This is a genomic window from Nocardioides caricicola, from assembly GCF_039541135.1.
Lineage (GTDB): Bacteria > Actinomycetota > Actinomycetes > Propionibacteriales > Nocardioidaceae > Nocardioides > Nocardioides caricicola.
In genome coordinates, this window is record NZ_BAABFQ010000007.1 from 35,827 (window position 1) to 57,687 (window position 21,861).

Consider the following 21,861-nt stretch of genomic DNA (forward strand, 5'->3'; position numbering starts at 1 on the left):
CGGCCGCCCGAGGGCAAAACCGCGAGCTCAGCGCTTGCGGGACCCCTTCTTCTTGATCGGGACGTGCTCGACCGGGTGCGCGTCGCCGTCCACGACACCATCCACTGCTGCGTCCACTGCTGCGTCCACTGCTGCGTCGTCCACCGCGATCTCCGCCGGCGGTCCGGCCGGGCGGGTCGCGCTGCGCCCGCGCGTGCGGGTGACGACCTTGGGCGGTTCCGGCGCAGCCGGTTCCGGGGTGGGCTCCGGGGTGGGCTCCGGGGTGGGCTCCGGGGTGGGCTCGGCCACGACGACCGGCTCGGGCTCGGGCGCCGCCGCCGGGCGGTTGGCGCTGCGGCGGCTGCGGGTGCGGGTCACGACCTGCGGGGCGGTGGCGGGCACCTGCTCCTCGGTCGGCGTCTCAGGCTCGGCAACAGACTCGGCAACCGGCTCGACCTCGGGAGCGGCCTCGCCGGCCGCGTCCTCGTGGCGGGCCATCGCGGCGACGTCCTTGGGCGAGGGCGCCTTGTCCTTGGAGGCGTCCTTCGGGCCGTCCTTCTGGCCGTCCCGGCCGCCGTTGTTGCCGCCGTTGTTGTTGCCGTTGTTGCCGCCGTTGTCCGGCTGGTCCTGGCCGCGGCCCCGGCCCCGGCTGCGGCGACCGCCGCGACCGCGGTCGTCCTCGGACTTCTTGGACTCGACCGGCGCGTCGTGGATCACCACGCCGCGGCCCTGGCAGTGCTCGCAGTTCTCGCTGAACGACTCGACCAGGCCGGTGCCGATCCGCTTGCGGGTCATCTGGACCAGGCCGAGCGAGGTGACCTCGGCGACCTGGTGCCGGGTGCGGTCGCGACCCAGGCACTCGACCAGCCGGCGCAGGACCAGGTCCCGGTTCGACTCGAGCACCATGTCGATGAAGTCGATGACGATGATGCCGCCGATGTCGCGCAGCCGGAGCTGGCGCACCATCTCCTCGGCCGCCTCGAGGTTGTTCTTGGTGACGGTCTCCTCCAGGTTGCCCCCGGAGCCGGTGAACTTGCCGGTGTTCACGTCGACGACGGTCATCGCCTCGGTGCGGTCGATGATCAGCGACCCACCCGAGGGCAGCCAGACCTTGCGGTCCAGGCCCTTGGCGATCTGCTCCTCGATCCGGTACTCGGCGAACACGTCGGCCTTGCCGCCGCTGCCGTCCGGGCCGGGCTCGTAGCGCTCGAGGCGGTCGGCGAGGTCCGGTGCGACGTGCTGGACGTAGCTCTGGACGGTCTCCCAGGCGTCGTCGCCCTGGATGACGAGCTTGGAGAAGTCCTCGGTGAACAGGTCGCGGACGACCTTCAGGGTCAGGTCCGGCTCGCCGTACAGCAGCTGCGGCGCGTTGCCCTTCGCCTTGCTCTCGATGTCCTCCCAGCGCGCCTTGAGCCGCTCGACGTCGCGGGTCAGCTCGTCCTCGCTGGCGCCCTCGGCCGCGGTGCGGACGATCACGCCCGCGGTGTCCGGGACGATCTCCTTGAGCAGGGCCTTGAGGCGGCTGCGCTCGGTGTCGGGCAGCTTGCGGGAGATGCCGCTGGTGGTGCCGTCGGGCACGTAGACCAGGAACCGGCCGGCCAGGCTGACCTGGCTGGTGAGCCGGGCGCCCTTGTGCCCGATCGGGTCCTTGGTGACCTGCACGAGCACGGTCTGCCCGGAGGACAGCACGGACTCGATCTTGCGGGGCTGGCCGTCCTTGTGGCCGAGCTGGGACCAGTTGACCTCGCCGGCGTACAGCACCGCGTTGCGACCCTTGCCGATGTCGATGAACGCCGCCTCCATCGAGGGCAGCACGTTCTGCACCCGGCCGAGGTAGACGTTGCCGATCAGCGAGGTCTGCGACTCGCGGGCGACGTAGTGCTCGACGAGGACACGGTCCTCGAGCACGCCGATCTGGGTGAGGTCCTCGCGCTGGCGGATCACCATCACGCGGTCGACCGACTCGCGACGGGCGAGGAACTCGGCCTCGCTCACGATCGGCGCGCGGCGGCGGCCGGCCTCGCGGCCCTCGCGGCGGCGCTGCTTCTTGGCCTCGAGGCGGGTCGAGCCGGAGACGGCGGTGATCTCGTCCTCGGCGGAGCGGCGGCTGCGGACCCGGGTGACGGTGTTCTGCGGGTCGTCGGACCCCTCGCCGCCACCGTCCTCGCCGGAGCGGCGACGGCGCCGGCGGCGGCGCGACGAGGTCTCGCCGCTCTCCCCCTCGGCGGCCGCCTCGGCCTCGCTCTCGTCGTCGGTGGACTCCTCGGAGTCGCCCTCGGCGCTCTCGCCCTCGGCGTGGTCGCCCGGCTTGCGCCGGCGGCGGCCACCACGGCGACGGCGGCGGCGGGCCGGGCCGTCGCCGCTGCCCTCACCCTGCTCGTCGTCGGCCTGCTCGTCCTCGGTCTCCTCGGCGGGAGTCTCCGCGGCGGTGTCGTCCTCGGCCGGCTTGGCGGCGGCCTTCTTGGCAGTGGTCTTCTTCGCGGCGGCCTTCTTGGCGGCCGTCTTCTTCGCCGGCTTCGCCTCGGCCGGGGACTCCTCAGCCGGGGACTCCTCGGCCGGGGTCTCCTCGGCCGGAGCGTCCTCAGCCTCCGGCTTCGGCGCGGCGGCCTTGCGGGTGCGGCGGGTGACGGTCGGGGTCGGCGGTGCCTGGAACAGCACCGCGGTCGCCGACGGCGCCTCGTCGGCGGTCTCCACCTCGACGGGAGGAGCCGCCTCGGCGGTCTTCTTCGCCGCGGCCTTCTTCGCCGGGGCCTTCTTGGCGGCGGCCTTCTTGGCCGGCGCCTTCTTCGCCGCCTTCTTGGCCGGCGGCTCGGTGCCCTCCAGCGTCGGCTGGTCGGGCTCCTCCGCGGTCTTCTTGGCGGTGGTCTTCTTGGCCGTCGCCTTCTTGGCGGTGGTCTTCTTGGCGGCGGACTTCTTCGCCGGCTTCTCTGCGGGCGCCTCGGTGGGGGCCTGCTCGGGAGCGGCGGTCTCGCCGACCTGGATCTCGTCGGGCATGTGGTGCACTCCTTGACCCGGAGCGCCTCGCGCTCGGGTGGTCCGACGCCCTCGGCCCGCGAACTCAGAGCCGGTGACGCAAAGCCTTCGTGTGGCGGCGACACCCTCCGCGGTGCGTCACTGGCGTCAACCCGGCCCGCCTGCCGCGGTCGCTAGGCCTGGTGGGCCGCGTCGCGGTCTGGCGGACGTTCGTGCCTTCAGCGTGCCGGGCCTCGGTGGACCGGCGAGAACGTCGTCGGGTCGTTCCGGACCGGGTGTCCGGGGCGACCATGGCGAGTATCGCACACGGATGGTCCGGCGGCGTCAACCGCGCGGACGAAGCGGGTCGCCGACCGTGGCGTTCTCGGCGTCGAGCGGCCCCTGGGCGAGCCGCGTCAGGAGCGGCGCCCCTGCGATCTCGAGCCCGGCGACGCTCGTCAGGCCGGACAGCACGTCGTCGAACCGGACGGCCGGTACGGCGTGTCGCAGCACGAGGTCGAGGCGGGCGCCGCCGCCGTCGCGGGGCGTGGCGCTCAGCGAGACGACCGCGGCGCGGCAGTCGAACTCCCGCAGCCCCTTCTTGGTCATCCGCTCGACCAGGACCGCGTCGGTCTCCAGGAACGTCGCCACCGCCGCCTGCGTCGCCGCGGGGTCGGCGTCGACGTCGGCGAGCCAGTGGCTGGCCTCGAGCAGGTCGGACAGCGACCCGCCCGGGGACTCCACGACCTCGACGATGTCCAGCCCGTCCGGGAGCGCCTCCTCGAGCTGCGCGCGCACCGCGCCGGGGTCGACGACCTCCGCCAGCCCGATCTCGAGGTACTCCGCCTCGCTCGCGGACCCGGTCGGCGCGGCGCCGGCGTACGAGATCCGCGGGTGCGGGTGGAAACCGGACGAGTAGGCCATCGGCACGCGAGCCCGGAAGACCGCCCGCTCGAACGCCCGGCTGAAGTCCCGGTGGCTGGTGAAGCGGAGCCGGCCACGCTTGGCGTAGCGGATCCGCAGCCGCTGGACGGGAGGGGCTTGCTGCTCGGGCTGGTCACGCACCGGTCAAGGTTACGGGGCGAGCGCCTGCTTCATCGCAATCGACGGGTAGACCGTGCTCACCCGGTGGCCGTCGAGCCACGCGGTCAGCCGGGCGGCGTCGGCCTCCAGCGCGGCGCGGGCGTCGGCGCCGACGTCCTCGAGGAGGTTCAGCACCACGATGCCGTCGGGGTCCTGCACCCAGCAGCCGACGATCCGGCCGTCCCACCACGCGGTGGTGCCGGCGTTGCCGTTGGTGTCGAACAGCATCGGGCCGTGCTCGCCGAGGTAGAAGCCGCGCTCCTTCCAGCCCATCACGGTCGGGTCGAGCACCGGGAGCAGCGCCGACGACGGCTCGACCTCGGGCTCGGGCTCGACGTCGTCGGGAAGCACCCAGCCGGTCCCTCCCCCGGCGAGCTCCACCTCGACGGCACCGACGTCGGCCAGCGCGGCGCGTACGGCGGTCTTGGTCGAGCCCAGCCACCAGACCACGTCGGCCTCGGTGCCCGGCCCGAAGGTCCGCAGCCAGCGGCGCACCAGCTCGGCGTACCCCTCCCGCTCCCCGGCGGGCTCCGGGACCTCGCCGAGCCAGGTCTCCGTGGCGGTCCACTGCGGGCGGGCGGTGCGCCAGTGGCCGGCGTTGCGGGCCCGCACGATCTGGCCCTCGACGCCGAGCTGGGTCAGCACGCGGGGCGCGAGCGAGACGGTGGTGGCGTACTTGCCCTTGCCCACGTCGAGCCGGCCGGCGAGCTCGGGGATCTCCTCGCGCAGCTGCTGGGCCGAGAGCTCGGCGCCGTCGGCGAGCCGGGCCAGCGTGGCCTTCTCGGCGGCGGCCAGCCAGGCCGCGCCGTCGGCCGTGAACCCGGCTTGCTCGATCTCCTTGGCGAAGCGGGCGCGCAGCGCGGTCGCGACGCGCGCGGAGCTGCTCCCCCACGCGGCGGCCAGCAGGTCGCGCGGGAACACGAACAGGGTGCGGCGCATCGCGAGCTGCTTGACCAGGCTGCGGTCGTCGTAGAGCGCGCGGTCGACGTCGGCGACGGTGAGCCCGTCCACCCGCGCCCACAGCGAGAGGTAGACGCTGGGCGCCTCCGTCGCGTGCAGCACGGTCATCGCGCGGGTCGCGGCCACCGGGTCGGGCGCGCGGTGCTGCGGAGCGAGGGCGTGTCGGCGGGCGAGCCGCTGTCGTCTCTCGACATCACTGACCCGGCGCATGGATCACATCCTGCCGGAGACCACCGACGACCCGGCTGGGACGATGGGGCGAGTGAGCACCTCTGCACGCCGCGCGACGGCCCTGGTCCTGGTCGGCCTCGTGGTGCTGTCCCTCAACCTCCGGCCGGCCGCGGTCAGCATCGGGCCCGTGCTCGCCGAGGTCCGTGAGGCGTTCGGCATGGCCCCGGCGACGGCGGGACTGCTGACGTCGCTGCCCGTGCTCGGCTTCGCGGCGTTCGGCGCCGCGGCGCCGGCGGCCGCCGCCCGGTTCGGCATCCACCGGGTCACGCTGGTGGCGCTGCTGGCCGCCACCGTCGGGCTGTTCGGGCGCGCCGTGACCGGCAGCGAGACGCTGTTCCTCCTGCTGTCCCTGGTCGCGCTCGCCGGGATGGCGATGGCCAACGTGCTCCTCCCCTCGCTGGTGAAGCTGCACTTCCCGGACCGGATCGGTCTGGTGACCGCGATCTACACGACCGCGCTCTCGACGGGCCTCACCGGTGCGCTCGTGCTGACGGTCCCCGTGGCGGACTGGCTGGGCGGCTGGCGCTGGGGCCTCGGCGCGTGGGCGGTGATGGCGGTGATCGCCGCCCTCCCGTGGACCGCGCTGGCCCGCCACGACCGCACCCTCGTGCGCACGCCCGCGACGGTGCGGTACCGCGACGTCGCCCGCACCCGGCTCGGGCAGGCCATGGCGCTGTTCTTCGGCCTGCAGTCGCTGCAGGCGTACGCGATCTTCGGTTGGTTCGCCCAGCTCTGGCGCGACAGCGGCTACTCCGCGACGGAGGCGGGTGTCCTGGCCGGCCTCGTCGCCGGCACCAGCATCCCGCTCTCGCTGTGGCTCCCCAACGTCCTGGCCCGGACGCCGGACTCGCGACGGGTGCTGTTCCCGGTGATCGCGGCCTACCCGGTGGGGTACGTCGGGCTGATGGTCGCGCCGTACTCCCTGGCACCGCTGTGGGCGGTGGTCGTCGGGGTCGCGACGGTCACGTTCCCGCTGATCCTCACGCTCGTCGGGCTGCGCGCCCACACCGCCGAGGGCACCGCCGCGCTGTCGGCGTTCACCCAGTCGACCGGCTACCTGATCGCCGCGGCGGGCCCCTTCGCGGTCGGTCTCCTCCATGGGTGGACCGACGGCTGGACGGCGCCGCTGTGGCTGCTGCTCGGCCTCGCGCTGCCGCTGTTCTGGCTGGCGGCGTACGTCGCCGAGCCGCGGTACGTCGAGGACCAGCTGGCGCCGGTCACGGCGCCTGGACCGCGTCCCACACGTACGTCACCGTGAACGACGAGAGCTGGTAGGCGTTGTCGGCAGCGGCCGTCCCCTGCGGGAAGGTCGCCACGAACTCGTAGCCGCGCTCCTCGTCGGGCGCCCAGGTGCCGAGGTCGGCGTCGAGGGCGGCGACGGGCCCGACGTAGACCTCCTCGCCGCTGCCCACCTCGACGACCCGGAGCGTCATCCGCTCGGACAGCAGTCCGCCTCCGGGACCTGGGTCGTCCTCGACGTCCGCGGCGACCAGCCGGAAGCTGCCCGTGGCGTCTCCCTCGTTGCGCACGGTCACCGCGCCGTCGACGTGGTCACCGGGCACCAGGTCCTGCGCGCTCATGAACGCGGCGTTGTCCGCGCTGTTGACCTGGGTCATGCTCCCGCTCGTCACCACGTTCCTCAGGCTCGCCGAGTCCGCGCTGAACAGGCCGAGGGTGTAGCTCGCGCCCACCGCGGCAGCGACCACCAGCAGCACCAGGGCCGACGCCCAGGCCATCATGTTCCTCCGCAGCCAGCGCAGCCGGTCGGCAGCGGTCGGTTGCTCGCGCACGTCGGTCACGGCGGCGTCCCCCAGACCAGCTGTCCGTCGAGGTAGGCGGTGATCCTCGGGTTCGGCTCGAACGTGGTGTTGGTCCCCCAGCTGTAGTCGTTGGTCTCGTCGAAGTTGGAGTAGTTGGCCTTGTGGACGCGGATCTGGATCCCACCCGTGCTGCCCTCGGCCGGCATGGTCCCGCCGGTGAACTTCACCTCGAGGTAGGTGTCGGCCTTCGGCCTCGCCGGCGACACCGGCACGAAGCCGAGCGAGACCTTGTCGCAGCCGACCTGGGCGTAGTCGCAGAAGCCCAGCAGCTGCTGGTCGACGGTGTCCTTGGTGAACCAGTACCTGAGGGTGACCCGGCGCAGGTCGATGTCGACGTTCCCGACGTCGACGAGCTTGATGGTGGGCACCAGCGCGTTGTCCGTCGGGACGACCGCGCGGTTCTCGTACTGCACCTCGACGTCCTCGGTCACGGCCGCCGCAGGCGGTTCCGTGCCCCAGACCAGCTGGCCGCCGACGTACACGGTGACCCGCGCGCTGTCGGCGTACGACGACCGGTTCACGAAGCTCCAGTCGTCGGTCTGCGTCATGGGGACGCCGCCCTGGTCGATGGCGGCGAGCTCCTCCAGGGTCGCGGAGCCGCCCGCCGCCAGCGTGCCGCCGTTGAACGACACCTGGAGGTAGTGGTCGGCGTTCTCGCGGGCCGCGCCGAGCTCGGTGACGGAGAGGGAGACCTGGCCGCAGCCGAAGGTGGCGTAGTAGCAGGCCGGCGCGATCTGCTGGGCGCCGTCCGCGGTGAACCAGTAGCGCATCGTCACGGTGCCGAGGCCTGTCGACGACGTCCCTCGGTTCACCAGCTTCAGGCCGAAGCGGAACCCACTGGTGGTCACGCCCCCGTCGTTCGACCTCGACTGCGCCACGAGCGTGGCGGGGGGTGCCGGGGTGGCGGCGCTGAAGGTCTGGGGGTTCGACTCGCGCGCCGTGAACGCGGCGATCGCGGCCCCGGTCCCGAATCCGGTGACCACCGCCGCGATCACGGTCACGACGACCAGCATCCGCCTCATGGCACGGCCTCCTGCTCGCTCTCGCGCTCCTCGCGGACGGCGTCGCCGGAGAGCCGCCAGAGCGTGACGACGATGTAGACGATGAGGGCGACAGCGGGGATGCCGATCACCAGCAGCTGGACCCAGCCCACCTGGAGCGCCATGTAGACGTAGCCGACGTACGGGATGTGATGGGCCACCCGCCCCTGGTCCGGGCCGTCGAGCACCATCAGCCAGGGGTCCATCGCGTCGTTGTTGTCGCCCTGGGTGCGGAAGATCCGCTCGCCGGCGACGTCCGAGCCCTCGCCGGCGATGCCGATCCGCACGATCCGGTGCGTCACCGGCGCGGAGATGTCGTACTCCGGGGGCGGGACGAACGTGATGATGTCGCCGACCTCGAGGTCGTCGACGGGCACGACCTCGTCGTACACGACCGAGCCCACCGGCAGGGTCGGCTCCATCGAGCCGCTGATGATCACGTAGCGCTCGTAGCCCAGCAGGGTCGGGAGCACCATGATCGTGGCGAGCGCGAGCGCCAGGAGCATGGCCCCCGTCGTCAGGCCCGAGATGATCCGCCGACGCCTGGCGGAGGACGGCGCGCTCACGACACCGACTCGATCTGCCAGTCGAACGTCAGGCTGGTGCTGGTACCGGCCGCCCCTGAGCCGGTCCCGGCGGGCCAGGTGACCGTGATGCGGTAGCTGCGCCGGTCACCGGTGGCGAGCGTGCCCAGCGGGACCTGGGCGAGTCCGGCGAGCGGGCCGTCGTACGCCGGCTGCGCCAGCGCGGGGTCGGTCTGCTGTACGACGACGGTGAGCGCCTTCGCGAGCGGGGACTGCCCGTCGACGCCGCGCGCGTCGAGGGTCAGCCGGCCGCGATGACCCTGGTTCGTGACGGTCTGGGTGCCACTCCTGCTGTCACCGGCCACCATGCCGGAGCCGTCGACGAGCTCGCCCGTCCGAGCCAGCGTGAGGCCCATGCCGGCGGCGGAGTACTCGTTCCCCGGGGAGTGCGACGTCGAGGAGAAGAACGCTCCGGAGAACCCGACGACGGCGGTGACGACGAACGCCATCACCCCGCCGGCGATCAGGATCGCGATCAGCTTGCGGTCGCGCAGCAGGGAGCCGCTGGGCCTGCCCGAGACCAGCTCCGGGGCCGGATCCGCCGCTGCCATCCGGCCCTCAGGAGGTGCTCTGCGTGGCGTCCCAGGTGAAGTCGACGGTCGTCTGCGAGTCCTGGTACTCGTTGCCGGCCGTCTCGGCGAACGTCACCGTGAACGTGTAGGTGTGCTTCTCGTCCGGCTGCCAGGTTCCCAGGTCGATCGTGCCGGCCGCGGCGAGGGCGCCGTTGTAGACCTCGGTCGTCCCGTCGGTGACGACCAGGGTCAGCACGCTCGAGAGCGCCGGGGTGGCGGGCGTGTCGACGAGGTTGGAGGACGTCAGCTCGAAGTCACCCTCGGCGTCGCCGACGTTGGTGACCTCCACGGTCCCGGTGGTCGCCTCGCCCGGGAGCATGTTGTCGACCGTCAGGATCGCGATGCCCTCCTTGGAGTTGTCGATCTCCATGGTGCCGGTGCCCACCATGTTGCCGGGGTTGGCCGACGAGCTGGTGAAGAGGCTGAACGAGAAGATCACGACGACCGCCGCGATGACGATCGCGATCAGCGCCAGGATGAGCTTCGTCGAGTTCCGGCCCATCCAGGCGAGTCGCTCCTGGGTGGTCGGCTCCTGGGCTGCCGGCTCCTGAGCAGGCGTGGGCGTGCTGGACATGGCGTGCTCCCTCGGTCGTCAACTCGCTGCTGCGACCGTAGAACGCAGGCCCGCCGGCACGTCTCCCCCGGATCGGGTGATCAGACCAGCGCTACACGACCGAGAGCGGGAGCAGCTGCCGGCCGGTCGGGCCGATCTGGATCTCGGTGCCCATCTCGGGGCACACGCCGCAGTCGTAGCACGGCGTCCACCGGCAGTCCTCGACCTCGACGTCGGAGGTGCCGTCGCCGACGGCCAGGGCGTCCTCCCAGTCGGCCCACAGCCAGTCCTTGTCGAGCCCGGAGTCGAGGTGGTCCCAGGGCAGCACCTCGTCGTACTCGCGCTCGCGGGTGGTGTACCAGGCCAGGTCGACGCCGGTGCCGGCCAGCGCGGTCTCGGCGGCCTGGACCCAGCGGTCGTAGGAGAAGTGCTCGCTCCAGCCGTCGAAGCGGCCGCCGTCGCGCCACACCTGCTCGATGATCCGGCCGACCCGGCGGTCGCCGCGCGACAGCAGTCCCTCGACGATGCCGGGCTTGCCGTCGTGGTAGCGGAAGCCGATCGCGCGGCCGTACTTCTTGTCGTCGCGGACGGTGTCGCGCAGCTTGCGGAGCCGGTCGTCGGTGGTCTCGTGGTCGAGCTGCGCGGCCCACTGGAACGGCGTGTGCGGCTTCGGCACGAAGCCGCCGATGGACACCGTGCAGCGGATGTCGTTGCGGCCGGAGACCTCGCGGCCCTTGGCGATGACCTTCTTGGCGAGCTCGGCGACCTGGAGGACGTCCTCGTCGGTCTCGGTCGGCAGGCCGACCATGAAGTAGAGCTTCACCTGGCGCCAACCGTGGGAGTACGCCGTCGCCACGGTGCGGATCAGGTCCTCCTCGGTGACCATCTTGTTGATCACCTTGCGCATCCGCTCCGAGCCGCCCTCGGGCGCGAACGTGAGGCCCGAGCGCCGGCCGTTGCGGGAGAACTCGTTGGCGAGCGTGATGTTGAAGGCGTCGACGCGCGTCGACGGCAGCGAGAGCGAGACGTTGGAGCCGTCGTAGCGGTCGGCCAGCCCCTTGGCGACCTCGCCGATCTCGGTGTGGTCGGCGCTGGACAGCGACAGCAGGCCGACCTCTTCGAAGCCGGACTTCCGGATGCCGTTCTCGACCATGTCGCCGATCGTCTCGATCGACCGCTCCCGGACCGGGCGGGTGATCATCCCGGCCTGGCAGAAGCGGCAGCCGCGGGTGCAGCCGCGGAAGATCTCGACCGAGAACCGCTCGTGCACGGTCTCGGCGAGCGGCACCAGCGGCTTGGCGGGGTACGGCCACGCGTCGAGGTCCATCAGCGTGTGCTTGCGGACGCGGAACGGGATGCCGGGGCGGTTCGGGACGACGGCCTCGATCGAGCCGTCGGCGGCGTACGTGACGTCGTAGAAGCGCGGGACGTAGATGTTGCCGCTGACCGCGAGCCGGCGCAGCACCTCGTCGCGGCCGCCGGGGCGACCCTCGGCCTTCCAGTCGCGGACGACCTCGGAGATCGCGAGCACGACCTCCTCGCCGTCGCCGAGCACGGCGGCGTCGAGGAAGTCGGCGATCGGCTCGGGGTTGAAGGCGGCGTGGCCGCCGGCGAGCACGATCGGGTCCTCGTCGGTGCGGTCGGCCGCGTGGAGCGGGATGCCCGCGAGGTCGAGGGCGTTGAGCATGTTCGTGTAGCCGAGCTCGGTCGAGAAGCTCAGGCCGAAGAGGTCGAACGCGCGCACCGGACGGTGGGCGTCGACGGTGAACTGCGGGATCCCCTCCTCGCGCAGCAGCTGCTCCATGTCGGGCCACACGGCGTAGGTGCGCTCGGCGACGATCCAGTCGCGCTCGTTGAGCACCTCGTAGAGGATCTGCACGCCCTGGTTGGGCAGCCCGACCTCATAGGCGTCCGGGTACATCAGCGCCCAGCGGACGGTCTCGCCCTCCCCCGTCGTCGCGGAGCCGCAGTCCCAGTCCTTGACGGTGGAGTTGAGCTCGCCGCCGACGTACTGGATCGGCTTGGACACCGACTGGAGCCGGGGCTCGAGCAGGGGGAAGACGCTCGCTGGAGCGGACATGCGGCTACGACCTCGCAGGGGGTTGGGGACCAACCACCAAGGGTACGACGCGTCCGCGCGGTCGGGCGAACCCTCAGTCGGCGCCGGGCGCCAGCTCCTCGAGCGCCCGGCGGGCCACGACCAGCTCCTCCTGGGCGAGGGCGATCAGGTCCTCCAGCCCGGCGACGCCGTAGCGGTTGGTCACGGCGTGCACGGCGTCGGCGATGTCCGGCTCGATCTCACGGTCGGTCATGCCATCTATCCAAACAGATCCGCGGTCCGACCTAGGGCGCGGACTCGGCGCGTGCCGCGACGCTCGCGGACGTCGCGCGCAGCTCGACCGGGGGCAGGAACAGCAGGATGAGGAACGCCAGGACGCCGGCGCCGGCGGCCAGGAGGAACACCAGGTCCATGGACTCGGCGAAGCCGACCTTGAACGGGTGGGCGAACACCGGCGGCAGCTCCTCGATGAACGAGGAGTCGTCCTGGATCTGGGCGATCGTGGACGGGTCGAAGACGTGCCCCTCGGCGACCGCCTGCTGCCACTCGGGTGTCTGGGAGTCGGCGGCGATCGCGTCCTCGACGTTGCTGCCGAGGGTGCTGAACAGCACCGAGAGGAAGACCGCGACGCCGAGCGTGCCGCCGATCTGGCGGAAGAACGTCGCGGAGCTGGTGGCCACCCCGATGTCGGTCGGCGGCACCGAGCTCTGCACGATCAGCAGGATCGGCTGGAGGCAGTTGCCGAGACCGAGGCCGAGCACCAGCATCGAGAGGCTGACCCAGATCATCGGGGTGTCCGCGCCACAGCGCGAGAGCAGCAGCAGGCCGACGACCGTCACGGCCGAGCCGACGACCGGGAACCACCGGATGTGCCCGGTCCTCGAGATCACCTGGCCGGAGCCGATCGAGCCGGCCATCAGGCCGAGCACCATCGGCAGCATCAGCAGCCCGGCCTCGGTGGGCGTGGCGCCATGCACGATCTGCATGTACTGCGGGAGCAGCATGATGCCGCCGAACATCGCCATGCCGACGATCACGCTGGCCGCGATCGTGACCGCGGCCGGGCGGACCTTGAAGATCCGCAGCGGGATCAGCGCGGCCTCGCCCATGTACTTCTCGGCGACGACGAACGCGACCGCTCCGATCGTCCCGACCACGAAGCACGCGATCGACCGGGTGGAGTCCCAGCCCCACTCGCGGCCCTGCTCGGCGACGGTCAGCAGCGGCACGAGGGCGACGACCAGGGCGATCGCTCCCCACCAGTCGACCCGCAGGTGCCGCGGCGTGTGGTGGATGTGCAGCGTGCGGGAGACGACGGCCAGGGCGGCGATGCCGACCGGGACGTTCACCAGGAACACCCAGCGCCAGCCGTCGATGCCGAGGATGGTCTCCTGCCCGGCGAAGAACCCGCCGATCAGCGGTCCCAGCACGCTCGACGTGCCGAACATGGCCATGAAGTAGCCGGTGTAGCGGGCCCGCTCGCGCGGCGACACGATGTCGCCGATGATCGCGAGGACCAGGGTGAACAGGCCGCCCGCACCGAGCCCCTGGAACGCGCGGAACGCCGCGAGCTGGGGCATCGAGGTGGCGAACGAGCAGAGCGCCGAGCCGACGATGAAGACGCTGATCGCGAACATGAACAGCTTCTTGCGACCGTAGTTGTCGCCGAGCTTGCCGTAGATCGGCGTCGTGATCGTCGCGGTGATGAGGTACGCCGTGGTCACCCACGCCTGCACCGAGAGCCCGTTCAGGTCGTCGGAGATCGTGCGGATCGACGTGCTCACGATCGTCTGGTCGAGTGCGCCCAGGAACATGCCCAGCATCAAGCCGGAGAGGATCACCTGGATCTGCCGGTGCGTGTACTCGCCGGAGTCGCCCGCGCGGTTGTCGTCGCTCATCGCGGGCCAGCCTAGGCCCGCGAAGGTTGCCTCCGGCAACGAAACCCACGTGACCGGCGCCACTCGTGGGAGCGACTCCGTAGGGTTCCCGCATGACCATCCTGGGACGACGGCTGGACTGGACGATCCTCGCGCCGCCCGCAGCGATCGTGGTGCTCGTGCTCTCCTGGGGTCGCCACCCCGGTGCGGTCGTGGCGATCGGGATCGGCATCTTCCTGATCGGCGCCGTGCTCTCGGCGGTGCACCACGCCGAGGTCGTGGCGCACCGGGTGGGCGAGCCGTTCGGGTCGCTGCTGCTCGCGGTCGCGGTGACCGTGATCGAGGTGGCGCTGATCGTGACGCTGATGGTGAGCGGCAGCGACACCTCGGCGCTCGCCCGCGACACCGTGTTCGCGGCCGTGATGATCACCGTCAACGGCATCGCCGGTCTCGCGCTGCTGATCGGCGCGCTGAAGTACCGGATGGCGGTCTTCAACCCCGAGGGCACCGGGGCGGCCCTGATGACCGTCGTCGCGCTGGCCGCGCTGACGCTGGTGCTGCCGCGGTTCACGACCAGCACGCCCGGGCCGGAGTTCTCCGGCGCGCAGCTGACCTTCGCGGCGATCGCCTCGCTCGCGCTCTACGGCATCTTCGTCTTCACCCAGACCGTCAAGCACCGCGACTTCTTCCTGCCGGTCGAGGAGGGCGACACCACCGAGGACGGACAGGTCGACTGGCCGGTGGACGAGGACGGCGACGGGCACGCAGACCCGCCGAGCAACCGGGCCGCCCTGGCCAGCCTGTTCCTGCTGCTCGTCGGGCTGGTCGCCGTCGTCGGGCTCGCGAAGGTGGAGTCGTACCCGATCGAGGACGCCGTGGAGGCGATCGGGTTCCCGCACTCGTTCGTCGGCGTCGTGATCGCGCTGCTCGTGCTGCTTCCCGAGTCGATCGCGGCCGCCCGCGCCGCCGCGCGCAACCGCGTGCAGACCAGCCTCAACCTCGCCTACGGCTCGGCGATGGCGAGCATCGGCCTCACGATCCCCGCGATCGCGGTCGCGTCGATCTGGCTCGACGGACCCCTCGTGCTCGGGCTCGAGCCGACCCAGATGGTGCTGCTGCTGGTCTCGGTGATCGTGGCCGTGCTCACCGTGGTGCCCGGCCGGTCGAAGTCGCTCCAGGGCTTCGTGCACCTGGTGCTGCTGGCGTCGTTCGTGTTCCTCGCGATCAAGCCCTGACCAGGGTGCGCGTCGGCATCGTGTAGCGCGTGGGCAGCACGGCGTTCGAGCGCAGGTGGATGTTCTGCAGCAGGCCGATCGCGAGCATCCCCGCGAACATCGAGCTGCCGCCGTACGACACGAACGGCAGCGGTACGCCGGTGACCGGCATGATCCCGAGGCACATCCCGACGTTCTGGAACGCCTGGAAGCCGAACCAGCAGGCGATGCCGGCCGCGGCCAGCCGGCCGAAGACGTCCTCGGACCGGGAGGCGATGCGCAGCGCCCGCCAGATCACGAGTCCCAGCAGCGCGATGAGGACGCCGGCGCCGACCAGCCCCAGCTCCTCGCCCGCGACGGTGAACACGAAGTCGGTGTGCTGCTCGGGGACGAACCCGGCGCGGGTCTGCGACCCGTCGAAGAGCCCCTGGCCGAACAGCCCGCCGTTGCCGACCGCGATCCGGGCCTGCTCGACGTTGTAGCCCGCGCCGCGCGGGTCGAGGTCGGGGTTGGTGAACGCGAGGAACCGGTCCACCTGGTACTGCTTCAGCACGCCGGCCGCCACGGCGGCGACGCCGGCGGTGAGCGCTCCCCCGGCGAGCAGCGCCAGCCAGCGGCGCGGCGCACCGGACACCGCGATCACGCCGAAGACGGTCGCCGACAGCACCAGCATCGTGCCGAGGTCGGGCTGCATCAGGATCAGCGCGGCCGGCAGCCCGGCGATCGCCAGCATCCCGACGACGTCGCCGAGCGCGCCGCCGGGGCGACCGCGCCGTACGTCGTGGCGCTCCGCGACCCACAGCGCCATCCCGATCACCACCGCGAGCTTGGCGAACTCCGACGGCTGGATCGACATCCCGCCGATCATCAGCCACGACCGGGAGCCGTTGACGACCGTGCCCATCGTCAGCACGAGCACCAGCCCGGCGACGGACGCGACGTACACCAGCGGCGCGACGATCCGCACCCACCGGTGGTCGGTGGCGAGCACGAGCACCATCAGCACCAGGCCGATCGCGACGTTGACCAGCTGCTTCTTCAGGTACGCCGTCGGGTCGCCGCCGGTGAGGTCGGCGCGCTGGGTCGTGGCCGACCACACCAGCACGCTGCCGAGCGCGACCAGGCCGAGCACGGCCAGCATCAGGACCCAGTCGAGGCGGGGCTTCGCGAGCACGTCAGTCCTCCTGCCGGGCGGGCGGCAGGATCGTGCCGTCCTGCATGAACGTGGGCAGCCGCTCCGGCGGCGTGACGCCCGGGATCGCGGCGCGGTCCGGGTCGACGTCCATGCCGTCGATGCCGTAGAGGGTCTCCCAGACCTTGCGGATCCCCTCGCCGACCGAGCCGGACCCCGTGCCGCCCTGGCTGATCATCATGACCACGACGTAGTCGTCGGTGTACGACGCGACCCAGCCGGTCGTCTGCTTGCCGTGCACCTCGGCCGAGCCCGTCTTCGCGCGGATCACGACGTCGTCGAGCGGGAAGCCCTGGAGCTTCCAGTTCATCGTGCCGCTCGGGTTCGCCGCGACGCCCTTCAGCGCCGAGTCGATGTACTCCAGCGTCTGCTCCGGGACGTCGACCTCGCCGACCGGCTTCGGCGCGATCCGGCGCACGACCTCGCCGTCCGGGCTGACGATCGCCTTGGCGACCCGCGGGGCGTAGAGGGTGCCGCCGTTCGCGATCGCGGCGTACGCCCGCGCCAGCTGGAGCGGGGTGACCAGCGTGTCGCCCTGGCCGATCGCGAAGTTCACCGCGTCACCGGCGCGGTAGGCGTAGCCCTCCGCGCAGAACTCGTGGGCGAACAGGTAGACGAAGTCGCTGGTGTCGGCGTCCTGCGGCTTGTTCGAGATCTTGCAGTAGTAGCCCTTCATCGACTCGTAGTAGTCGCGCTTCCACTGCCGGTCCGCGATCCGGCCCGACGCCTCCCCCGGCAGGTCGATCCCGGTCTCCTGGCCGAAGCCGAACTCCTTGGCCTCGGAGACGAGCGGGTCCTTCGCGTCCACGTCGGCGACGTCCGAGCCGTAGCGCTGCCAGTAGTCCAGGCCGATCCGGTAGAAGAAGGTGTTGCAGGAGACCTCGAGCGCCTTGGCGAACCCGATGTAGCCGTAGGCGCCGGACTCGTAGTTCTTGAAGTCGCGGTTGCCGACGCGCAGCGCCGAGGAGCAGTTGAGCACCGTGTCGGTCGAGTAGCCGTGCGTGAGGGCGCCGGCGGTCATGAAGGGCTTCCACGTCGAGCCGGGGGCGAACTGGCCCTGGGTCGCGCGGGCGAGCAGCGGCGTCCCGGCGGCGTCGGAGTAGAGCCGGTCGAGCTGCTTCTTGCTGATGCCGCCCACCCAGACACCGGGGTCGTACGTCGGCTGGCTGGCCATCGCGACGATCCGGCCCGTGTCGGCCTCCATGACGATGGCGGCGCCGGAGTCGGCGACGTAGTTGCGGCCGGTGACCGGGTCGCGCTGGGTGCGCTGGTAGCGCATCCGCTCGAGCAGCTGCTGCTCGACGACCGACTGCACCTTGGCGTCGATGCTGGTGACCAGCGTGTCGCCCGGCTCGCCCTCGACCTCGCCGTCGTCGCCGAGCACGCGGCCCATCGAGTCGACCGCGACGCTCTTGTAGCCCGGCATCCCGCGCAGGAACCTGTCGTACTGCTTCTCGACGCCGGCGCGGCCGACCGACGAGGCGCCGTTGACGGACTCGTCGTCGCGCTCCTCGGCCTGGTCGAGCTCGCCCTCGGTGATCGGGCTGAGGTAGCCGAGCACGTGCGCGAGGTTCACGCCGTACGGCTCCGGATAGGCGCGCACGCTCTGCTGGTCGACGACGATGCCCGGGTAGTCCTCGGGCTGCTCGAGGATCCGCAGCGCGACCCGCTGGGCGACGTCGGAGGCGATCGGCACCGGCTGGTACGGCGAGCCGTTCCAGGTGTCGAGCTGGCGCTGGATCCGCGGCACCTTCACGCCGACCACGCCGCCGACCCGCTCGAGGAGGATCTCCTGCTGGCGCTCGGTCATCTTGCCGAGCATCGTGCGGTCGACCGCGACCACCCACGACAACCGGTTGGTGACCAGCGGCCGGCCCTGGTCGTCGACGATGAGGCCGCGCTGGGGCTGGACCACGATCTCGCGCACCGACTGCGACGTGGCCTGGGCGTGGTACTCCGCGCCGTCGACGACCTGCAGGAAGTACAGCCGGGCGAACAGGGTCGCGAACAGCGAGAACACCAGCGCCTGGATCACGACCAGGCGCAGCCGTCCGGAGCGCCCGGCCAACCTCTGGGGAGCCATCAGGCGAGCGCCCGGTCCGGCTCGAGCCTGCGGAACATCGCCATCAGCGGCGGGAGCACGAACGGCGTGAGCAGCACGTCGAGGACCACCGAGACACCGATCACCTGCAGCAGGTCCGGGATGCCCAGGGCCGCGTCGTCGAGCACCATGCCGGTGAGCGCGAAGACCGAGGTGCCGACGAACGACGCGGCGGCGACGGTCGCGACCACCGTGGTCGCGGTGGGGGGCGCGTCGCGGCGGACCCGGCCGGCGACGTACCCGACGATCACCAGCGCCAGCGCCCAGCGGCCGGCGACGTGGTCGGCCGGCGGCGCGAGGTCGAGCGAGACGCCCGCGATGAAGCCGAGGGCGGCGGCGAAGTGCGAGCCGCGGGTCAGGGCGGCGGCGACCACGACGAGCAGGCACAGGTTGGGCACGACGCCGCTCCACGCGAGGTGCGAGAACACCGAGACCTGCAGGACCAGCGCGACCAAGACCGCGACGACGGCGGCGAGGATCCTCATCGCAGCGTCCCGTCGGCGTCGATGACGGAGCGGTCGCTGTCGGTGCCGGCCGGCACGACGACGCCGACGAGGTCGAGCGCCCCGAAGTCCACGAACGGCTCGATCACCGCGCGCTGCGAGGTCTCGCGCAGGCTGCTGTAGACGCTGGTCACGCGGCCGACGGGCACGCCGGAGACGTAGGGCCCGCCGCCCTCGCTTCCCCACGTCACGACCGTGTCGTGCTTGGCGGGTACGGCGGTGTCGTCGAAGAGCTCGAGGTCGAGGCGGCCGTCGCTACCCAGGTCGCCGCGGCCGTGCAGGAGCCCGACCTCCATGCTCTCGCCGACGCGGCCGCCGACGACCGAGTCGGTGTCGATGATCAGCAGCACGGTGGCGGTGCTGCGGGTGACCCGCAGCACGCGGCCGACCAGGCCGTCGTTGTTGATCACGGTGAGGTCGGGGCGCAGCCCGGCGTCCGAGCCGGCGTCGATGGTGACCGTGTGGGAGAACGACTGCGACGGGCCGAGCCCGACCACCCGCGCCGGGACCAGGGAGTACCCGAGGTCGGCGGCCGCTGCGGTGAGGCCGTCGTACTCCGCGAGCCGGTTGCGGTTGTAGTCCTGGGTGGCCACCTCAGAGCGGAGCTGGGAGTTCTCGGCCTGCAGCTCGAGCAGGTCCTCCTGCAGGGAGTCCTTGGTGCGGAACCAGTCGGGCACCGCGGTGAACGGGCGGACCGCGGTCGCGGTCGCCACCTCCACCGGGCCGAAGACCTCACCGACCGCGCGCCGGGCGCCGTCGACCGGGCCGCCGGCGGTCGAGTCGAGGGCCATCAGGCTCAGGCTGGCCAGGACGAGGGCGACGAGCAGACCGGGCGACTGCTTCGGCCCACGGGGCCCACGCCAGCGCTTCTCCGTCACCCGACCCGCCTCTGGTCGTGGACCAGCACCTGCTGCAGGGCCTCGAACTCCTCCACGCACTTGCCGGCGCCGATCGCGACCGACGTGAGGGGATCCTGGGCGACGTGCACGGGCATGCCGGTCTCGTGGCGCAGCCGCTCGTCGAGGCCGCGCAGCAGCGCGCCGCCGCCGGTGAGCACGATGCCGCGGTCCATGATGTCGCCGGCCAGCTCGGGCGGGGTCTGGTCGAGGGTGGCGCGGACGGCGTCCACGATCATGTGCAGGGGCTCCTCGAGCGCCTGGCGTACGTCGCTGCTGGAGACGGTGACCGTGCGCGGCAGGCCGGAGACCATGTCCCGGCCGCGGATCTCCGCCTCGGCCTCGTCGATCATCGGGAACGCGGAGCCGAGGGTCATCTTGACCTCCTCGGCGGTGCGCTCGCCGAGCATCAGCGAGTGCTCCTTCTTCATCCAGGCGACGATCGCCTGGTCGAGGTCGTCGCCGGCGGTGCGCACCGACAGGCTCGTGACGATGCCGCCGAGCGAGATGACCGCGACCTCGGTGGTGCCGCCGCCGACGTCGACGACCATGTTGCCGGTCGGCTGGTGCACGGGCAGCCCGGCGCCGATCGCGGCGGCCATCGGCTCCTCGACGATGTACACGCGGCGTGCGCCCGCCTGGTAGCCGGCCTCCTTCACCGCGCGCTGCTCGACGGCGGTGATCCCGCTCGGGACGCAGATGACCATCCGCGGCTTGGCGAAGTAGCGACGGCGGTGCACCTGCTGGATGAAGTACCGCAGCATCTGCTCGGTGGCCTCGAAGTCGGCGATGACACCGTCCTGGAGCGGCCGGATCGCGGTGATGTGGTCCGGCGTCCGGCCGATCATCCGCTTGGCCTCGTGGCCGACGGCGAGGATCTCGCCGGTGGTGTCGTTGAGCGCCACCACGCTGGGCTCGTCGACGAGCACGCCCTTGCCGCGGACGTAGACCAGCGTGTTGGCGGTGCCGAGATCGACGGCCATGTCGCGGCCGATGAAGCTGTTCGCCATCACGTCGCCTTGGTGCAGGTGGGGAAGAAGTGACACCAGGCTACGAAGACACGGCGCAGCGGCCCGGGAGGACACGCGGCCTCACCGGGGGGAATTGGTGCAGGTCAGAGACCCGGGAACCAGATCCCGATCTCGCGCGCGGCCGACTCCTCGGAGTCCGAGCCGTGCACCAGGTTCTGCTGCACGGCCAGGCCCCAGTCGCGGCCGAGGTCGCCGCGGATGGTGCCGGGGGCGGCCACGGTCGGGTCGGTGGCGCCGGCCAGCGAGCGGAAGCCCTCGATGCAGCGCTCCCCCTCCAGCACGATCGCGACGACCGGGCCGGAGAGCATGAAGTCGACGAGCGGCTGGTAGAACGGCTTGCCCTCGTGCTCGGCGTAGTGCTCGGCGAGCAGCTCCGGCGTGGCGGTGCGCAGGTCGAGCGCCACCAGGGAGTAGCCCTTGGCCTCGATCCGGCGGACGATCTCACCGACCTGGCCGCGGCGGACGGCGTCGGGCTTCAGCAGGACGAGCGTGCGCTGGGTCATGGCGCTGATCCTAGAGAGCCCCCGCCCGGCGTACGACGTCGGCCGGGACCGGCCCGGTCGCGAGGGGGTCCGGCTCCACCTCGCCGAAGACCCGGCGGACCGGGATCACGCCGGCCCAGGTGCCCGCGTCGACGTCCTCCTGGTCGTCGACCGGTCCGCAGGCGCGGGCCTTCATCGACGCCTCGTGCAGGGACACGGCGAGCACCGCGGTCGCGGCCAGCTCCTTGCGGGTGGGCTCGCGCAGGGTCGCGTCCCGGCCCGGGATCATGTGGTCGACCGTCAGGCCGAGGGCGTGCCGCCGCTCGTCCGGGTCCTCGACGATCCGCGCCGTGCCGATCACGACGGCGGAGCGGTAGTTCATCGAGTGGTGGAACGCCGAGCGCGCGGCCACCAGCCCCTCGAGCTCGGTGACGGTCACGCAGACGGTGGCGTCGGCGGCCGAGCGCAGCCAGCCGGCGGCGACCGAGCCGTGCACGTACAGCGTGCCGTCCTCGTCGGGACCGTCCAGGTCGATCGCGAACGTCACCGGCAGGACGACCGGGTGCCCGCCCACCATCACGCCGAGGTGCGCGATGAGCGCGTCGTCGAGGAGCCGGTGCAGCTCGGTGCGGTCCTCGACCATCCGGTTGCGGCCGCGACCGATCGTGGTCCGGTCGGTCGGGGACAGGGGCGCCAGGCCGTGATCGAGCGTCATGCGACCATCGTCGGACA

Annotated in this window: 20 protein-coding genes; 2 read left to right on the forward strand and 18 right to left on the reverse strand. The window is 71.9% G+C overall.

The features are described 5' to 3' along the window. Window positions 1-27 precede the first annotated feature (27 nt). The 3 genes from ABD875_RS14220 to ABD875_RS14230 form a co-directional block, all read right to left on the reverse strand. Window positions 28-2,973, reverse strand: coding sequence for an Rne/Rng family ribonuclease (locus ABD875_RS14220; protein WP_345178104.1), 2,946 nt, complete (start codon window positions 2,971-2,973; stop codon window positions 28-30). Between the two features lie 303 nt (window positions 2,974-3,276). Further along, window positions 3,277-3,996 carry a TIGR03936 family radical SAM-associated protein gene (locus tag ABD875_RS14225; protein ID WP_345178106.1) on the reverse strand — a complete coding sequence of 240 codons (720 nt, stop codon included), beginning with the start codon at window positions 3,994-3,996 and terminating at the stop codon, window positions 3,277-3,279. Window positions 3,997-4,005: 9 nt separating this feature from the next. Next, complete coding sequence (locus ABD875_RS14230; protein ID WP_345178108.1) at window positions 4,006-5,184, reverse strand: winged helix DNA-binding domain-containing protein; 1,179 nt, start codon at window positions 5,182-5,184, stop codon at window positions 4,006-4,008. Window positions 5,185-5,227: 43 nt separating this feature from the next. Here ABD875_RS14230 and ABD875_RS14235 point away from each other — a divergent pair, with 43 nt between their 5' ends. Next, window positions 5,228-6,463 carry an MFS transporter gene (locus ABD875_RS14235; RefSeq protein ID WP_379187950.1) on the forward strand — a complete coding sequence of 412 codons (1,236 nt, stop codon included), beginning with the start codon at window positions 5,228-5,230 and terminating at the stop codon, window positions 6,461-6,463. Here the strand turns inward: ABD875_RS14235 and ABD875_RS14240 are convergent. The 8 genes from ABD875_RS14240 to ABD875_RS14275 all read right to left on the reverse strand — a co-directional run bounded on the left by ABD875_RS14240 (window position 6,423) and on the right by ABD875_RS14275 (window position 13,731). Beyond that, a complete protein-coding gene (locus tag ABD875_RS14240) occupies window positions 6,423-7,004 on the reverse strand; it encodes a hypothetical protein (protein ID WP_345178114.1) in 582 nt (193 codons plus the stop codon). The two genes, ABD875_RS14235 and ABD875_RS14240, sit on opposite strands and share 41 nt — an antisense overlap. After that, window positions 7,001-8,047 carry a cellulose binding domain-containing protein gene (locus tag ABD875_RS14245; RefSeq protein ID WP_345178116.1) on the reverse strand — a complete coding sequence of 349 codons (1,047 nt, stop codon included), beginning with the start codon at window positions 8,045-8,047 and terminating at the stop codon, window positions 7,001-7,003. Before ABD875_RS14245 ends, ABD875_RS14240 begins: the two co-directional genes overlap by 4 nt. Further along, complete coding sequence (locus ABD875_RS14250) at window positions 8,044-8,631, reverse strand: signal peptidase I (RefSeq protein WP_345178119.1); 588 nt, start codon at window positions 8,629-8,631, stop codon at window positions 8,044-8,046. Before ABD875_RS14250 ends, ABD875_RS14245 begins: the two co-directional genes overlap by 4 nt. Then, on the reverse strand, window positions 8,628-9,200 hold the full coding sequence (locus ABD875_RS14255; RefSeq protein ID WP_345178121.1) for a hypothetical protein: 573 nt from the start codon (window positions 9,198-9,200) through the stop codon (window positions 8,628-8,630). Before ABD875_RS14255 ends, ABD875_RS14250 begins: the two co-directional genes overlap by 4 nt. 7 nt (window positions 9,201-9,207) lie before the next feature. Next, window positions 9,208-9,795 carry a hypothetical protein gene (locus ABD875_RS14260; RefSeq protein ID WP_345178125.1) on the reverse strand — a complete coding sequence of 196 codons (588 nt, stop codon included), beginning with the start codon at window positions 9,793-9,795 and terminating at the stop codon, window positions 9,208-9,210. A 91-nt stretch (window positions 9,796-9,886) separates the two neighbouring features. Beyond that, window positions 9,887-11,854, reverse strand: a complete 1,968-nt coding sequence (locus tag ABD875_RS14265; RefSeq protein WP_345178129.1) for a TIGR03960 family B12-binding radical SAM protein — start codon at window positions 11,852-11,854, stop codon at window positions 9,887-9,889. Window positions 11,855-11,927: 73 nt separating this feature from the next. Next, window positions 11,928-12,086, reverse strand: a complete 159-nt coding sequence (locus ABD875_RS14270) for a hypothetical protein (RefSeq protein WP_345178132.1) — start codon at window positions 12,084-12,086, stop codon at window positions 11,928-11,930. Window positions 12,087-12,117: 31 nt separating this feature from the next. Then, a complete protein-coding gene (locus ABD875_RS14275) occupies window positions 12,118-13,731 on the reverse strand; it encodes an MDR family MFS transporter (RefSeq protein WP_345178136.1) in 1,614 nt (537 codons plus the stop codon). 92 nt (window positions 13,732-13,823) lie between these two features. On the opposite strand from ABD875_RS14275, the gene ABD875_RS14280 reads away from it, so the two are divergent. Next, window positions 13,824-14,945, forward strand: coding sequence for a calcium:cation antiporter (locus ABD875_RS14280; RefSeq protein WP_345178141.1), 1,122 nt, complete (start codon window positions 13,824-13,826; stop codon window positions 14,943-14,945). On the opposite strand, the gene rodA is transcribed toward ABD875_RS14280, so the two are convergent. From rodA to ABD875_RS14315, 7 genes are all read right to left on the reverse strand, one after another. Beyond that, window positions 14,935-16,098, reverse strand: a complete 1,164-nt coding sequence (rodA, locus tag ABD875_RS14285) for a rod shape-determining protein RodA (protein WP_345178143.1) — start codon at window positions 16,096-16,098, stop codon at window positions 14,935-14,937. The genes ABD875_RS14280 and rodA overlap by 11 nt on opposite strands. A gap of 1 nt (window position 16,099) precedes the next feature. Beyond that, entirely contained in the window at window positions 16,100-18,199 is a 2,100-nt protein-coding gene (gene mrdA, locus ABD875_RS14290) for a penicillin-binding protein 2 (RefSeq protein WP_345178147.1), read from the reverse strand. Next, window positions 18,199-18,702: a rod shape-determining protein MreD gene (gene mreD, locus ABD875_RS14295; RefSeq protein ID WP_345178152.1), complete on the reverse strand. Its 504-nt coding sequence runs from the start codon at window positions 18,700-18,702 to the stop codon at window positions 18,199-18,201. Before mreD ends, mrdA begins: the two co-directional genes overlap by 1 nt. Further along, window positions 18,699-19,598, reverse strand: a complete 900-nt coding sequence (gene mreC / locus ABD875_RS14300) for a rod shape-determining protein MreC (RefSeq protein WP_345178155.1) — start codon at window positions 19,596-19,598, stop codon at window positions 18,699-18,701. Before mreC ends, mreD begins: the two co-directional genes overlap by 4 nt. Continuing rightward, on the reverse strand, window positions 19,595-20,662 hold the full coding sequence (locus ABD875_RS14305) for a rod shape-determining protein (protein WP_425576195.1): 1,068 nt from the start codon (window positions 20,660-20,662) through the stop codon (window positions 19,595-19,597). Before ABD875_RS14305 ends, mreC begins: the two co-directional genes overlap by 4 nt. A gap of 68 nt (window positions 20,663-20,730) precedes the next feature. Further along, on the reverse strand, window positions 20,731-21,150 hold the full coding sequence (ndk, locus tag ABD875_RS14310; RefSeq protein WP_345178158.1) for a nucleoside-diphosphate kinase: 420 nt from the start codon (window positions 21,148-21,150) through the stop codon (window positions 20,731-20,733). Between the two features lie 10 nt (window positions 21,151-21,160). After that, window positions 21,161-21,844: a pyridoxamine 5'-phosphate oxidase family protein gene (locus tag ABD875_RS14315; RefSeq protein WP_345178161.1), complete on the reverse strand. Its 684-nt coding sequence runs from the start codon at window positions 21,842-21,844 to the stop codon at window positions 21,161-21,163. Window positions 21,845-21,861: the final 17 nt, after the last annotated feature.